Annotated in this window: 11 protein-coding genes, 4 tRNA genes and 1 pseudogene; 9 read left to right on the plus strand and 7 right to left on the minus strand. The window is 38.2% G+C overall.

Features of this window, described 5'->3' with window-relative positions:
- Positions 1 to 4 precede the first annotated feature (4 nt).
- Entirely contained in the window at positions 5 to 403 is a 399-nt protein-coding gene (locus tag L0668_RS18365) for a YkgJ family cysteine cluster protein (RefSeq protein WP_235314190.1), read from the plus strand.
- Position 404: 1 nt separating this feature from the next.
- On the opposite strand, the gene L0668_RS18370 is transcribed toward L0668_RS18365, so the two are convergent.
- The 7 genes from L0668_RS18370 to L0668_RS18400 all read right to left on the minus strand — a co-directional run bounded on the left by L0668_RS18370 (position 405) and on the right by L0668_RS18400 (position 4899).
- Positions 405 to 1832, minus strand: coding sequence for an alanine/glycine:cation symporter family protein (locus tag L0668_RS18370; RefSeq protein ID WP_235314191.1), 1428 nt, complete (start codon positions 1830 to 1832; stop codon positions 405 to 407).
- 302 nt (positions 1833 to 2134) lie between these two features.
- A tRNA-Gln gene (locus L0668_RS18375) sits at positions 2135 to 2209 on the minus strand.
- 74 nt (positions 2210 to 2283) lie between these two features.
- Positions 2284 to 2358, minus strand: a tRNA-Gln gene (locus L0668_RS18380).
- A gap of 4 nt (positions 2359 to 2362) precedes the next feature.
- Positions 2363 to 2447, minus strand: a tRNA-Leu gene (locus L0668_RS18385).
- A gap of 31 nt (positions 2448 to 2478) precedes the next feature.
- Positions 2479 to 2555, minus strand: a tRNA-Met gene (locus tag L0668_RS18390).
- A 198-nt stretch (positions 2556 to 2753) separates the two neighbouring features.
- Positions 2754 to 4364, minus strand: a complete 1611-nt coding sequence (locus L0668_RS18395) for a PH domain-containing protein (protein ID WP_235314192.1) — start codon at positions 4362 to 4364, stop codon at positions 2754 to 2756.
- The gene (locus L0668_RS18400) at positions 4354 to 4899 is read right to left on the minus strand and encodes a PH domain-containing protein (RefSeq protein ID WP_235314193.1); all 546 of its coding nucleotides are present in this window, start codon (positions 4897 to 4899) and stop codon (positions 4354 to 4356) included. The genes L0668_RS18395 and L0668_RS18400 overlap by 11 nt, the downstream gene beginning before the upstream one ends.
- Before the next feature lie 210 nt (positions 4900 to 5109).
- On the opposite strand from L0668_RS18400, the gene dapB reads away from it, so the two are divergent.
- From dapB to L0668_RS18440, 8 genes and pseudogenes are all read left to right on the plus strand, one after another.
- Positions 5110 to 5913, plus strand: a complete 804-nt coding sequence (gene dapB, locus L0668_RS18405) for a 4-hydroxy-tetrahydrodipicolinate reductase (RefSeq protein ID WP_235314194.1) — start codon at positions 5110 to 5112, stop codon at positions 5911 to 5913.
- Positions 5914 to 6222: 309 nt separating this feature from the next.
- Positions 6223 to 7380, plus strand: a complete 1158-nt coding sequence (carA, locus tag L0668_RS18410) for a glutamine-hydrolyzing carbamoyl-phosphate synthase small subunit (protein ID WP_235314195.1) — start codon at positions 6223 to 6225, stop codon at positions 7378 to 7380.
- A 74-nt stretch (positions 7381 to 7454) separates the two neighbouring features.
- Positions 7455 to 10673: a carbamoyl-phosphate synthase large subunit gene (gene carB, locus L0668_RS18415; protein WP_235314196.1), complete on the plus strand. Its 3219-nt coding sequence runs from the start codon at positions 7455 to 7457 to the stop codon at positions 10671 to 10673.
- A gap of 90 nt (positions 10674 to 10763) precedes the next feature.
- Positions 10764 to 11240 carry a transcription elongation factor GreA gene (gene greA / locus L0668_RS18420; protein WP_235314197.1) on the plus strand — a complete coding sequence of 159 codons (477 nt, stop codon included), beginning with the start codon at positions 10764 to 10766 and terminating at the stop codon, positions 11238 to 11240.
- A 90-nt stretch (positions 11241 to 11330) separates the two neighbouring features.
- A complete protein-coding gene (locus L0668_RS18425) occupies positions 11331 to 11486 on the plus strand; it encodes a RidA family protein (protein WP_235314198.1) in 156 nt (51 codons plus the stop codon).
- A 15-nt stretch (positions 11487 to 11501) separates the two neighbouring features.
- Positions 11502 to 11723: pseudogene (locus L0668_RS18430) on the plus strand (Rid family hydrolase); the annotation flags it as partial.
- Between the two features lie 299 nt (positions 11724 to 12022).
- Positions 12023 to 14683, plus strand: a complete 2661-nt coding sequence (locus L0668_RS18435) for a TonB-dependent receptor (protein ID WP_235314200.1) — start codon at positions 12023 to 12025, stop codon at positions 14681 to 14683.
- 76 nt (positions 14684 to 14759) lie between these two features.
- Entirely contained in the window at positions 14760 to 15821 is a 1062-nt protein-coding gene (locus L0668_RS18440) for an AraC family transcriptional regulator (protein ID WP_235314201.1), read from the plus strand.
- Positions 15822 to 15853: the final 32 nt, after the last annotated feature.

Here is a 15853-nt window from a genome sequence, read left to right on the forward strand (position 1 = left end):
ACATATGAAAGATTGTACTCAGTGTGGCAAATGCTGCATTAAATACAGTGATGGTGACTTATTCGCCTCCGAAGCTGATTTAGATATGTGGAACCTGTTTAACCCTGATATTGCCAAATATACCAAAGCTGGTTTGATCTGGTTTTCACCATCTAGTGGAAAACGTTTAACTTTATGCCCATTTTTAACAGAAAACCCTGACCCAGCCAATCCAGCACGAAAACTGTATACATGTGATATTTATTTCGATCGGCCAGAAGATTGTCGTTTCTATCCAGTTACCATAAAACAAATGTTAAATGACGACTGTGAGATGCTGGAACCAGATGATCTACTTAAGCCAATTAAAGCCCAAGCAGATTTAGATAAATTAATGAAAGACAGTCGCCCAGGATTTGATTAAATTAATCTTTCCCTGTCCAAATACCGTCTTCTGAACTTCCTTGTATTTCGCAGTCACCATCTTTATAGCTTATTTTTTCACCATTACTCTCAAAAGCATCACGCTTCTTGAAATAATCTTTGCTAATAGAAACGATTGTGGGTGTCATCCATACTAAGGCAATGATATTAATAACCGTCATTAGGCCTAAAGCCATATCAGCTGCAGCCCACACCTCAGGTAAAGCCGCCATTGAACCCCACAAAATCATAATTAAATAACCAGCTGTGTAACATGCTCTACCTAATTTGTTATCCAACTTAAACATATGTAGATTACTTTCACCATAGGCATAATTTGCTACTACTGAAGTAAAGGCAAATAAGCTAATAGCCGCTGCAACAAAGTCCGCTCCACCAGAGCCAAGGTGAGAGCCCATAGCATCTTGAGTTAAACGAATACCTTCCATTTGTTCGCTGTTAGAGCCGCCCGCTAATAGGATAACCACTGCGGTACAGGTACATAAAATCATAGTGTCGATAAACACACCTAACATTTGTACATAACCTTGAGATACAGGGTGATTCGGGTTCGGTGTGGCACTGGCTGCTGCGTGAGGCACACTACCAGAGCCAGCTTCGTTTGAATAAAGTCCCCGTTGAACTCCATGCTTAAATGCTGCACCTATAGCGCCAGCGCCAGCTTCTTGTAAACCGAACGCGGAAGCTATGATATCCCACAACATGGCAGGCACGAGTTCAATGTTCATTATTGTAATGAATAGAGTCACCAAGACATAAGTGACGGCCATAAATGGCACTACCCATTCTGCAAATCTAGCAATGGCGCGTAATCCGCCTATAACAATTAAGCCTGCTAGTAAAATAATGACTAAGCCTGAATAAAGGGTAGGGATCTCGTAAGCATGGTTTAGGGCATCTGTAATGGTATTGGCTTGTACCGCACTAAATATAAAACCGTAACCTAAAAATAAAAATAATGAAAATATAACGGCTAACCAGCGTTTGTTTAAGCCTTGCTGAATATAATAAGCGGGTCCACCACGGTATTCGCCATTGGTATCTTTAACTTTGTATAATTGTCCTAACACACTTTCTGCAAAACCTGTGGCCATACCTAAAATCGCAATGACCCACATCCAAAAAATAGCACCTGAGCCACCTAATGAAATTGCCACAGCTACGCCGGCTAAATTTCCGGTACCCACTCTAGCTGACAAACTGGTGCATAGTGCTTGGAATGAACTGATACCAGCCTTATCGCTATGAGTGCTGCCTTTCATTACAGAAAACATATGTTTGAAGTGGCGAATTTGAATAAAGCCTAATTTGAAAGAAAACCATACGCCGGCTATTAGCAGCATGTAGATAAGGATTTGGCCATTACCCCAAAGTATATTGTTAATAAACGCGACTATTTGATTGATCAAGGCTTGTCCTTTGAAATGAAGATCTAATTAGGAAAGTCTGCCGTGTAATGTCTATGATGTCTAGGATGAACTGGGGATATTTAATTTTATGTCCATATAAACACTAAGCGCCAAGCAGAAGCTTAGCGTTCTGGTTTATTTGCCCGGGGTAGCAGGACTTGAACCAACGGAATGACGCGGGGATCAAAAAAGGCTGTTGAGATAGCAGGCTTATTTGATGTTTGGCTAGGATAGCAGGACTTGAGCCTACGCATTGACACCGGGATCAAAAAAGCCTGCTAACAAGCAGGCTTTTTAATATATGGCTGGGGTAGCTGGACTTGAACCAACGAATGGCGGGATCAAAACCCGCTGCCTTACCACTTGGCTATACCCCAATAAAACAGGTGTACTATAAACAAACAGCCGTTTATTTATATAATAAGTCGTTATTCTAACAACTTATAAAAAATGGCTGGGGTAGCTGGACTTGAACCAACGAATGGCGGGATCAAAACCCGCTGCCTTACCACTTGGCTATACCCCAACAATGGTGCGGAAGGAGAGACTCGAACTCTCACGCCGTGAAGCACTGGAACCTAAATCCAGCGTGTCTACCAATTCCACCACTCCCGCATTTTACTCTTCTCTTTAATAAAGACAAAAGTGGTGGCTACACCGGGATTTGAACCTGGGACCCCATCATTATGAGTGATGTGCTCTAACCAGCTGAGCTATGTAGCCACTTTTGTACTCCGTTACCGAAGTGGCGCGTATTATGCTGATCTAGTATTTGGTCGTCAACCGTTTTTTTAATTAAACTAATCGTTTGCTCAGATACTAAACAGCTACAAGCTTGTTTGAGTAAATTTTTAGCTAATCGAACTATTTTTAAACGAAAATTAATACAAAAGTTTCGGTTTGACTTAGGTCCAACCTAATTCACATCCATGATTTTTTACTCGACTCTACTTTAAACAAACAATCGTTAATAAGTCCAAAAGCTAATTCTTGACTAATTAAAGGTATCTTAAGTGCGCCAGAGGCTAATACAAATTTGACTGATGCAAGTTCTCGGCGTTTCATTAGTTCAGTTTGTAAAAATTTGGTTTGCTGTACTTTAAAAGTAGGGAAACAATAATAGTCGACACCAATTAACCCTTTACGAATGTATATAAAGTTTTGGTCTTGAGCTATTCCCCATCGCCTCCAACGCAATACGGTTAAGCCACTGAACAAAGCTAATAAAGTTGTTGTAATAAGGATTAATATTGCTTGATGATTAAACCAACAAATGAGTGAAGCAACAATCCAAATAGGCATCCAAATTAGGACAATATTACGGGCAATAAATCGTTTACTAATAGAAATAAAACCTTGTTGGTTAATTAGCTGAGCCAATTTATTTTGCGGATATGCATCATCAATAAGATCTTGGCACTCATTGAGTTTCACAGAGGGGACAATAATTTTATTGGTCGCTGCTGAAGCATTCATACTATTTTCAATTGAACTATTTTGTTCAAATTTTAAATTGATACGTTTTAATATAAGGTCAAGCCAATCTTGTTTCCTGACAACCATTTGTAAGCGGCTTAGACGCATGCTGACTTCGTGTTTAGTTAATAAGCCACTACGTCTAATGTACCTATCATCTAATTTATTAAGGGTATATCCGTAGAAACTGATAATAGAGCCAATTACTGAGAAACTAACTAGGATTAGCATAATTAAGATAGTGAGTGATAATGCGTATAGGCCTACCTCTAACATTGAATGGGTTTGTAAACTAAACAGTGCTTTAAAGTCCATGCCTAGCTTGTTTGCCCAATCCCCTATGTGAGTCGCTATGTCATCAAAAAATGGGGCTAAACCACCCAAAAATATCCAAATTCGATTACTTGTTATCCCATGAATAATTAGATCACTCAGGCTTCTGGTATTAAGGGTTGTTTCAGTTGTGTTGTTTGATGGACTGGTTTGGGAGGAGGCAAACTTGCTTTCTCCAATTGGTTTTGATTGTTTAGTATGTTGAAGTATTTGGCTTTTTAATTTTTCGGCTAATTCTAGTTTTAAGGCAATGATCTTGGCTTCATTTTTAGCGGAGCCTGCTGTGTCGAGTTGCAAACAGGCATGGCCTGAAAATCGATAATAAAGAGGTTGTTCAATTTTGACATTTTGAACTCTTTCAAAAGGCAGGTTTAAGTGCTTTTTGCTGATCACCCCAGAGCGAATTTCAATATTATTATCGGTTAAACGAAAGCGATAAACTTTAAAACTCAACACTGCAAATACTATTAATATAGCTACTAAACCCAAAATGCTAGGTATCCAAATATAGGGATGTTGAATGATACTTTTATAATTGAGTGCCAATACAGGGATTAAATAAAAGGCATTACTAAATATTTGTTTAAAACTGCTGGCGGTAAAATACAAAATCGCGATAGGAGAAAGTTGTTGCCAATTAGCAGAATGATCGTCAGTGCCTATTTTTTGTTCGGCTGAGTCATTAATTTTAGACTCTTGTTGCTGACTAATGTCATTTTTCATGATTAGTCACATCCTTGTGCTCAATAATATATTGACGTAACTGTTGAGCTGTTTCTAATGGTAGTCCTGGAATTTCAAACGTGTGCATGGCTCCGCCGGCACTGAATACTTGTAATTTGGCTAAATTGATTTTGCGATCTATCGGCCCTCGTTTTAGTTCTATATGCTGTATTCGAGTGATAGGTTGGCTAACGGTTTTTCGAAAAAACAAGCCACTTGAATAATGAATGTCTAAGTCACGTAAAGTATAACTTTTACGGATGTCAGCCTGATAACCAAGTAAAACCACTAAACTAACGATAATAATGATAGCTGAGCTTATGAATAGTAAATTTTGTCTAATGTTTTGCGAAACCTCAATAAAAGGCTGAAAATATAATATAAAGGCAATTATTAATAACAGCAGTACAACACAAGCACCTACTTTTAAATTGGTTGAGGCATATTTTTCGGATAAGCGCTGTTTATCCAATTCTTGAATCTGCGGTAAATCAGCTACGTCCATCATTGGATTATTAAAATTACTTTGTGGCATATTGATCCTCTTCTTCTTTTATCTTCCTTAATAAAGTTTAACTTGATATCGACCCTATTAGCATTACATTCCAGTAATCATTGAAAAATAAATCTGACTTTGCTTATTCCCAGTTCAGGTTATTTATAACAATACCTGTGCTGCAACTAGATAATAAATCAGGCACAATTAGCTTATTATTAAGTTTATTTATTTAAGTATCAGAACAAGATGACAAATATTGCAATTTTTGGTGCGAATGGACGCATGGGCAGAGTATTAATCGAAGCAATTGAGCAAAGCAATGAAAATACACTAACAGGTGCATCGGTTAGACCTACTTCTTCTCTAGTTGGTGTGGATGTAGGAGAACTTGCTGGAATTGGCAAGAAAGGGCTAAATGTAACTGCTGATTTAGGCGACAATATTTCAAACATTGACGTGTTAATTGATTTTACTTTACCAGATGCACTGTCTGCTAATTTGGACATGTGTATCAAACATAATAAACCTATTGTGATTGGCACTACAGGTTTAACTCAAGAGCAAAAGCAAATTTTAGACAATGCCAGTCAACATATTCCAGTAGTCTTTGCAGCTAATTATAGTGTTGGGGTAAACCTGATGTTAAACCTAGTTCGTCAGGCTGCTTCAGTTATGGCTGATACGGCGGATATCGAAATTTTAGAAGCTCACCATAGATTTAAAAAAGATGCGCCATCTGGCACAGCTGTGGCCATAGGCGAAGCTATTGCTTCAGAAATCGGCCGAGATCTATCTAGTTGTGCGGTTTATGGTAGAGAAGGGGATACGGGAGAGCGTGATCACAACACAATTGGTTTTGCGACCGTTAGAGCCGGGGACGTAGTGGGTGAACATACTGCTTTATTTGCTGATATCGGTGAAAGGTTAGAAATAACTCATAAAGCTTCAAGTAGATTAACCTTTGCTAAAGGAGCGGTTAAAGCGGCCAATTGGTTAATTGATAAACCTGCCGGTTTGTACGATATGGAAGATGTATTAGGTTTTAAATAATCGAGTTTGAACAAAATTGTATTATATAAAGTGTATATTTTGGCGCTTATGAGTAAAAATTCTTACAAAGCGCTTGTTTATGCATTTTTTACAATTGGCAATAGACCTTATTCGTCGTTATATGTATAATATTGCGAATTTGCCAAAATCCAGTGAAATACCTCTTGTTTCACTACTTTTTCATAAGCAAATTGACTTAAATTTCATACAAATCAATTGATTGTATAAATTTTCTTCGGAGCTCATTTTTATGTATTAAAATTAGCTCCTTAGGTTAAAACTTTTTATTTAACTAACCTGGAGGTTGATTTGGCTAATTCTGCCCTTTTAGTTCTTGAAGATGGTTCTGTCTTTAAAGGTACCGCGATTGGTGCTTCTGGTAAATCTGTTGGTGAAGTAGTGTTTAATACCTCTATGACAGGTTATCAAGAAATTCTTACTGACCCGTCTTACGCTCAGCAGATAGTAACACTGACCTACCCCCATATTGGTAACACTGGTGTCAATCAGGAAGATTGTGAATCAAATGAAATTTGGGCTAAAGGCCTCATTATTCGTGATCTACCACTCATTGTAAGTAATTTTCGCAGTGAAAAAAATCTGTCAGATTATCTAAAAGAAAACAACATTTTAGGTATTGCCGATATAGATACTCGTCGTTTAACCCGCATTTTACGCGATAAAGGTGCACAAAATGGTTGTATCATTGCCGCGTCTTCTTTGGATGATGTGAAGCTTGATGAAGCTGAAGCGTTAAAAGCAGCTAAAGAGTTTTCTGGACTCAAAGGTTTAGATTTAGCAAAAGATGTTACCTGCGAGCAAACCTATGATTGGAATGGTGGAAGTTGGGTTTTAGGCTCTGGTTATCAGTCTTCATTAGACAAGCCGGCAGAAAACATGCCTTTTCATGTGGTTGCATACGATTTTGGTGCAAAACATAATATTCTACGTATGTTAGTAGACCGCGGTTGTAAACTAACTGTGGTACCAGCTAAAACATCAGCTGATGAAGTATTAGCGTTAAAGCCTGATGGTGTATTTTTATCAAATGGCCCAGGCGACCCAGAGCCTTGTGATTATGCCATTACTGCAATTAAACAAATTTTAGACACAAATATCCCAATTTTTGGGATTTGTTTAGGCCATCAATTATTAGCTTTAGCCAGTGGTGCCAAAACCGTTAAGATGAAATTTGGTCATCATGGAGCTAACCATCCGGTTAAAGACATAAAAGGTAATCGCGTGATGATCACCAGTCAAAACCACGGTTTTGCTGTTGATGAAAACTCTTTGCCAAGCAATCTTGAAGTGACACATATTTCATTGTTTGATAAGTCTTTGCAGGGCATACATCGCACAGATAAGCCAGCTTTTAGTTTCCAAGGACATCCAGAAGCAAGTCCAGGTCCACACGATGCTGCGCCATTATTTGATCACTTTATTGAGTTGATTAAAGCGGCAAAATAGCCAATAGGTTGCTGGAGGCTTTCTTTTTAAAAGCAAGCTAGTAGATATTTAAAGAGTGTAGAGTAAAGAATATTATGCCAAAACGTACCGACATAAAAAGCATCTTGATATTAGGCGCAGGCCCAATTGTTATAGGTCAAGCATGTGAATTCGATTATTCAGGCGCACAAGCCTGTAAAGCATTAAGAGAAGAAGGTTATCGAGTTATTTTAGTTAACTCTAACCCAGCCACAATTATGACTGATCCAGAAATGGCTGATGCAACTTATATCGAGCCAATTCATTGGGAAGTAGTTAAAAAAATTATTGAAAAAGAACGACCAGATGCTGTGCTACCTACTATGGGTGGCCAAACAGCACTTAACTGTGCATTAGATCTAGAAAAGTACGGTGTATTAAAAGAATTTAATGTTGAAATGATTGGGGCTACAGCTGACGCAATTGACAAAGCTGAAGACCGTGAACGTTTCGACAAAGCCATGAAATCCATTGGTCTTGAATGTCCAAATGCTGAAATAGCCCACTCTATGGAAGAAGCCTTTGATGTCAGTTCAAGAATTGGCTTTCCTTGTATTATTCGCCCGTCTTTTACAATGGGTGGTTCAGGCGGCGGTATTGCCTACAATAAACAAGAATTTGAAGAGATTTGTCGTCGTGGGCTAGATTTATCACCAACTAGCGAATTATTGATTGATGAATCATTAATTGGTTGGAAAGAATACGAAATGGAAGTGGTTAGAGATAAAGCTGACAATTGTATTATTGTTTGTACCATTGAAAACTTCGACCCTATGGGTGTGCACACTGGTGATTCAATCACAGTCGCTCCAGCTCAAACATTGACTGACAAAGAATTCCAAATTATGCGTAATGCAGCTATAGCTGTGTTACGAGAAATTGGTGTTGAAACCGGTGGTTCAAACGTTCAGTTTGGCGTTGACCCTAAAACTGGTCGTTTAGTGATTATCGAGATGAACCCTAGGGTGTCTCGCTCTTCAGCATTAGCTTCTAAAGCAACCGGTTTCCCAATTGCAAAAGTGGCAGCTAAATTGGCTGTAGGTTATACCCTTGATGAACTTGCAAATGATATAACTGGTGGTTTAACCCCAGCATCTTTCGAACCGACTATCGATTACGTTGTGACTAAGATCCCACGTTTTAACTTCGAAAAATTTGCAGGCGCTAACGATCGCTTAACGACACAAATGAAGTCGGTAGGTGAAGTGATGGCTATTGGTCGTAACCAACAAGAATCATTACAAAAAGCCTTACGTGGACTAGAGGTAGGAGTGAACGGTCTTGATTCAATTATTGATATCACGGATCCTGAAGCTAAAAATACTATCATTCGCGAATTACGTGAACCTGGTGCAGAGCGTATTTGGTATATAGCCGATGCTATGCGTATGGGTATGTCAGTGGAAGAGATATTCAATCTAACCAATATCGACCGTTGGTATTTAGTGCAAATTGAAGAACTAATCATACTTGAGAATCAACTGCTCGAATCTGGTTTATCGTCAATTGACCAAAATTTAATGACTACTTTAAAACGTAAGGGTTTTGCTGATTCAAGAATAGCTGAATTAACCGGCGTTGAAGAGTCTGACGTACGTGAAGTGAGACGTGGTTTTGATATTCATCCAGTTTATAAGCGTGTTGATACCTGCGCAGCTGAATTTTCATCAGATACAGCTTATATGTATTCAACTTATGATGAAGAGTGTGAAGCTAACCCTAGTGATAAAGACAAAATTATGATCTTAGGTGGCGGACCAAACCGCATCGGTCAAGGTATTGAGTTTGATTACTGCTGTGTGCACGCTGCTTTAGCTATGCGTGAAGATGGGTACGAAACCATTATGGTTAACTGTAACCCTGAAACGGTTTCTACTGATTATGATACCTCTGATAGATTATATTTTGAGTCTGTGACCTTAGAAGATGTACTTGAAATTGTACGCATTGAACAGCCTAAAGGTGTAATAGTGCAATATGGTGGTCAAACACCACTTAAATTAGCGCGTGCTCTAGAAGCGGCTGGTGTACCTATTATTGGTACTTCTCCAGATGCCATCGATAAAGCTGAAGATCGTGAACGCTTCCAAAAAATGGTTAATAAGTTAAACCTTAAACAACCGGCTAACGCTACGGTTAGTAATATGGAAGAAGCGCTAGAAGCGGCTGGTGATATTGGCTTTCCATTAGTGGTACGTCCGTCATATGTTCTAGGCGGCAGAGCTATGGAAATTGTATATGACCTTAAAGATCTAAAACGTTATTTAACTAACGCGGTTAAAGTGTCTAATGACTCTCCTGTATTGTTAGATAGGTTCTTAGATGACGCGATTGAAGTTGACGTTGACGCTATTTGTGACGGTGAAGAAGTGGTTATTGGCGGCATTATGGAGCATATTGAACAAGCCGGTGTGCATTCAGGTGACTCAGCCTGTTCACTCCCTCCTTATTCTTTAAACAATGATATTCAAGACGTAATGCGCCAACAAGTTAAAGCTATGGCTTTAGAGTTGGGTGTGGTTGGTTTGATGAATACTCAGTTCGCGGTAAAAGATGGCGAAGTGTATTTGATTGAAGTTAACCCAAGAGCCGCGAGAACCGTTCCATTTGTATCAAAAGCCACAGGTATGCCAGTGGCCAAAATAGGTGCAAGAGCGATGGCTGGACAATCGCTAGCTTCACAAGGTATCACCAAAGAAATTATTCCACCGTTTTATTCTGTGAAAGAAGTAGTATTACCTTTTGCTAAATTCCAAGGTGTTGATCCATTATTAGGCCCAGAAATGCGCTCAACTGGTGAAGTTATGGGGGTAGGTGATAGTTTCGAAGAAGCTTATGCCAAAGCTAATCTAGGCGCGAGTCAAGCCATTCCAGTTGGTGGCAAAGCCCTACTATCTGTACGTTTAAACGATAAAAATCGTGTAATTGAATTAGGTCAAACTATGGTGTCTAAAGGTTTCTCTTTAGAAGCAACAAGTGGAACAGCTAAAGTTCTCAATAATGCTGGTGTACCTTGTAGTGTGGTGAATAAGCTAAGTGAAGGTCGTCCTAATATTGTTGATGCGATTAAAAATGGTGAATACAATTACATTGTAAACACCACAGAAGGCCGTCAGGCCATTGATGATTCAGTGTATATTCGTAAAGAAGCGTTACTGAATAAAGTGGCTTATACCACGACAATGAACTCTGCTTTTGCTACTGTAAATGCTAATGAAGCGGATGATCGTGCCAGAGTAACTTCAGTACAAGACCTGCATAAACGTATTCACTAATAGTTAATCGATTGAAAAACGTAAATTAACACCTATATATTTTGATTAAGTGTTAATTACGTAATAACAAAAATAAGAGAGTGTTGATAGATGAATCAATATCCTATGACAGCCAAGGGAGCAGAAATGCTTCGTGAAGAGCTTAATCATTTAAAATCAGTTAAAAGACCTGAAATTGTCAATGCGATTGCAGAAGCAAGAGAGCATGGGGATTTAAAAGAAAATGCTGAATACCATGCGGCACGTGAACAACAAAGTTTTTGTGAAGGCCGGATTCAAGACATTGAAGGCAAATTATCCAACGTTCAAATTATTGACGTCACTAAAATGCCAAATACAGGTAAAGTCATATTTGGTACCACAGTGACTATCTTAAACTTGAATACTGAAGAAGAAACCACCTATAGAATAGTGGGGGAAGATGAAGCTGATATTAAAAATAACTTAATTTCAGTTGGTTCACCCATCGCCCGTGGTTTAATCGGAAAACAGTTAGATGATGTAGTAAATATTCAAACACCTAAAGGCGTGATTGAATATGAAATCTCAGAAGTTCAATATATTTAAAGAGACACACATATTTGGGTTTTATTGTTAGAAAGAGGCGTTAGCCTCTTTTTTTATACTTGAAGTTTGTGCTTAAAATAGATGAGCAATATGAGTAGAAGATTGATTACATCAGGATCAGAGTTTGAAGAAAACGTTGCCTATTCAAGAGCCATGGTTGATGGTGATTATGTTTTTGTATCTGTATCTGGCACCACTGGGTATAACTATAGTGATATGTCAATTTCAGAAGACGTCAGTAAGTAAGCGGAACAGTGTTTTTTAAACATTCAGTGTGCTTTGCAACAAGCTGGGAGTTCTTTGGCGCAAATTGTAAGAGTGACATATATACTGCCAAATAAGCATGACTTTGAAACTTGTTGGCCAACTTTCGCCAAATATTTAGGTAAGGTAAAATCCGCTGCAACTATGTTCGAAGCAGGCTGGTTAGATGACAAAATGAAAATTGAAATTCAGGTAACAGCTAAAATTGAAGTAAGGTAAATATTTTATGCTTTTTGGGTTCGTATATTATTGGAATTGTATTCTTTTTAATTATGATTTAATCAATAATGTTTAATAGCAAACAAGTATTACTAACTAAACAGGGTGTTAAATAAGTTAATGAAATGTAATGGGTAGTGCTTGGCTATATGCTAGGTGAGACGTGACCTTTGCATGAATCCGTCAGCCTTATTTATTTATTCGTTATCTAAATAGCAGTAATTAGGCAGTTTAAACCATATAGATTCTTATAGTTGCCAAATAACTTATAATAATTAGCTAGTCACTAGAGGTATTGCATGAACCATTCACAAACGCCTGCACACGTCGTCTATCGTCCATCACAACTATTTGGTCCTTTAAAAACGTTGCTTGCAAAAAGTATTGCGCTAGCAGTTTCTTGTTCAATTTTATCAAGTAGTGCGTTTTCTCAAGACTCTTATTCTCAAGACACTAATACTGATGATGGTTTTAAATTTGAAGTAATTGAAGTGACATCACAAAAGCGTGTGCAAAATGTTATGCAGGTACCTATTACAGTAGGAATTATCAACGCTGATTTGTTAGAAGAAAGTAGTTCAATTGGCCTAGCGGATGTAGATAAATTTATTCCAGGTTTTGATTTTAGTGACGCTAATGTTACTCAGGCTGGCGTGAAAATTCGTGGTGTTTCGAGTCCAAATATCTCAGTTGGAGGGGATCCTTCAGCGGCTACATTTTATGATGATGTATATATGCCTAGAGCTGCGCAGAATGTGGTGTTTTCTGACATCGAAAGGGTAGAAGTGTTAAAGGGCCCCCAGGGTACTCTTTTTGGCCGAAATGCAGCCACGGGTGTAGTTAGCATTATTCCCAAGAAACCGAGTGATGATACTGAAGGTTTTGGTAAATTTAGTTGGGGTACAGATAATTTACAACGTTATGAAGGTATGGCAAATGTGGCTTTGTCAAATAATTTGTATTTACGCGTGAATGGCTTAGTCAGCCTACAAGATGGCATAGTACAAAACACTGCCAAACCAGAGTGGAACAAAAATAACAAAATCTGGGATCTAGGTGACAAAAATCATAAGGCGGCGCGTATTGCCCTACTGTGGGATATTTCCACCGGTACAGAGTTTCAATTATCATTAGATTTAGACGATTTGAATCAAGCCCCGCCTATGGCCATAGGGTTAAGTGCATATGCATCCCATGGCGGTACTCAACCTTTTGCTAGCTATACAGAAAACGATGTGCGTAAAGGTGTCGAGTCTCGCGATATGTATGGTGTAACAGCTAAATTCATACATGAGTTTGACGATAATTGGTCAATGAAATATGTAGCCAGTGTACGTGATTGGCAAACAGTCAATCGTGAAGATGAAGATGGTACTGCAGATATCACCCGTTATTTTGATACCTCAAACAATGAAGACTCAGATATTTTTTACACTGAACTACAGTTCAACTGCGTGAGCGCTCGGGTGAGTGCGGTGACTGGCTTTTCTTATTCAAAAGAAAATGTTACCCAAACTTCTGAGCTAAATATTACGACAGATGCAGTGGCTAGAATTGTCACCCAAGATTTAAATAATGAAATACGTGGTGGAGTGGCTCAGCAAATAGCAGCTGCCATTGGTGGAACATCAGATGAAATCACTCAAGCTGTTTTTGGTCCAGGCGTTACCTTTGATGCGGTAGTTGATAGTCAATTTAGTGAGTTAGGATTACCTATGGATCATTTATGGAATCCAGGTGAGTGGGCTAGTGCACTTAATGCGTTAGGTTATGGTTCAACTATTACCGCTGCATTGGGTATGCCCGGTGCTGATTTAAACGATGGTTTAGTGCTGTTAGCAGGTGATGCCATTTATGAAGTGGTATCACAAACATTAGGGGTACCTGAAATATTCGGTCCAAGTCATAGCGGTCAGTTTTGGCAAGAAAGTGTCAACAATACAGGTACTTTTACTAATTGGGGGGCTTTTGCGGATGTAGATTTTGCCATAAATGACAAGTGGCACGTGATTGCTGGATTACGTTATTCTAACGATGAAAAAGATTTCGCATGGTATATACCTGAAACCAGTTACGCCGCGGTTAGACCTGGTGTGAGTAATCAGCTTTTCCCACAGGTAGATATATCTGCAACTGATAGTTGGAGTAAAGTGACAGGACGTTTAGTCACAAACTACCAAATTAACGACGATAACTTTGTGTTTGCATCTTATTCAACAGGTTATAAATCTGGCGGCTTCGACTCTTTAACTCCTATTTCCCAAGCTGATGGACAAGAAGCCTTTGCCCCAGAAGATGTGGCTAACTTTGAGTTAGGGTATAAAGGGATATTATCAGACAGTTTTATTACCAATATTAGTTATTATCAAATGGAGTTAGACAACTTCCAAGTCGCAGTGGAATCCAAGCAACCGGGCAGTACCACGGCTGTGAGTACTATTATTAATGAAAATCGGTCAATAAACGGAATAGAAATTGATGCAAAGTGGAATGTAAGTGATGCTATTACTGTAGGAATAGTAACTGATTTTCGTAATACTGACGCTGATAGACCTTCTTTTTATAACGCAGAAGGTGAGTTGTTAGATGCAACTTCAACTTCCTCTGATAATGACACTAACTATACGGCCACCTTAGATTGGTTTCCCGATTCTAAATATGGTGCGATTAACGTACATATTGATTACGTTTTTGTAGAGAATACTAATGCCCAACGATCTGATATTTTGCCATTCCAATTGGCAATACCTGAATATCTTAGTGATAGAAAAAATTTAAGTGCTAGGATCTCATTAAGCACAAATGACGATTCTATGGAAATGGCATTTTGGGGGCGAAATTTGTTAAATGAGCGTTATATTGAAGGGATAAGTAATTTAACTCGCGCATTTTTTGGTACTTCCTTTGCTCGAATAAATAGAGGGCGAGAAATAGGAATGGATTTCAAATATAACTTTTAAGTGATATCTTTAAAAACAAGCCCACCTTAAAGGTGGGTTTTTTACATTATCAATAAAGAGACTTACAGACTTCCATATGCAACAACTCTCTAGTTTTTTAGCACATAGTGCTTTTAGCCTAATGGCATTATGTGTTTTATTATTATTACCTAGATATATCTGCCAACTAAATTATCGTAAAAACCGTTCAATTATTTTGTTTTCAGTTTCAATGTTGTGTGGCTGCGGATATTTAATATCAGAAAGTTTTGGCCCTCTTACCAATATGTCCGTTTTATGGTGGTTAGAATATATTTCTGGCAATGCCTTACCCGGCGTGTTTTGGTTAACCTCAATTAGTATTTTCTCAGAAAAACACGAATTGGAATATTGGCAATATGCCTTAGCCTCAAGCACTTTGCTTATCCCTTTAACGTCAACACTGGCCCAACTAATCTTAGGTTTTGATTTAAAAGAACTCCCAGCGTTTTGGGGGTTAGTGACTTACGGTGCTTTAATAATTGAACTAGTGCTAATTGTGTATGCTTTGGTTGTTGCGATGAAAACCTGGCAATCAGATTTGGTGCAAGATAGACGTTATATTCGTGGCAGTGTAGTGGTTTTTGCTGCTATGTATATTTTGTTAGTGATCGTCAGTGAGCAGCTTTTTAATTTAGACTGGATTTGGTTAGATACAGTTAAACATTTGTTGCTGTTAATCTTGATTATAACCGTGGATCTTGTGTTGTTTTCGTTAAAAGATGGGGTTTTATTTGAAGGGCCTAAACGCTTTTCACCACCATTAAAAATAAATAAAACACAATCACCAGAGTTACAACGGATCATACATTGTATGTTGAGTGAAAAATTTTACCAAAACGAAGGTGTCACCATTAGTTTGTTATCTCGTCATTTAAGTATTCATGAATATAAATTAAGGCAATTAATTAATGGCGAATTGGAGTTTCGAAATTTTAACGATTTTCTTAATTTTTATCGAATTAAAGAAGTGACAGAGAATTTATCTAAACCAGAAGATAGCCATATTCCAGTCTTAACACTAGCACTGGATAGTGGTTTTAGAAGTTTAAGCTCATTTAACAAAGCCTTTAAAAATACTCACGGAATTACCCCTACTGAATTTCGCAATAGGATCTGATTGATTATTAAAAAATAGCGGCTTAAGTAATG

The organism is Paraglaciecola algarum (genome assembly GCF_021532655.1).
In the GTDB taxonomy this organism is placed as follows: Bacteria; Pseudomonadota; Gammaproteobacteria; order Enterobacterales; family Alteromonadaceae; genus Paraglaciecola; species Paraglaciecola algarum.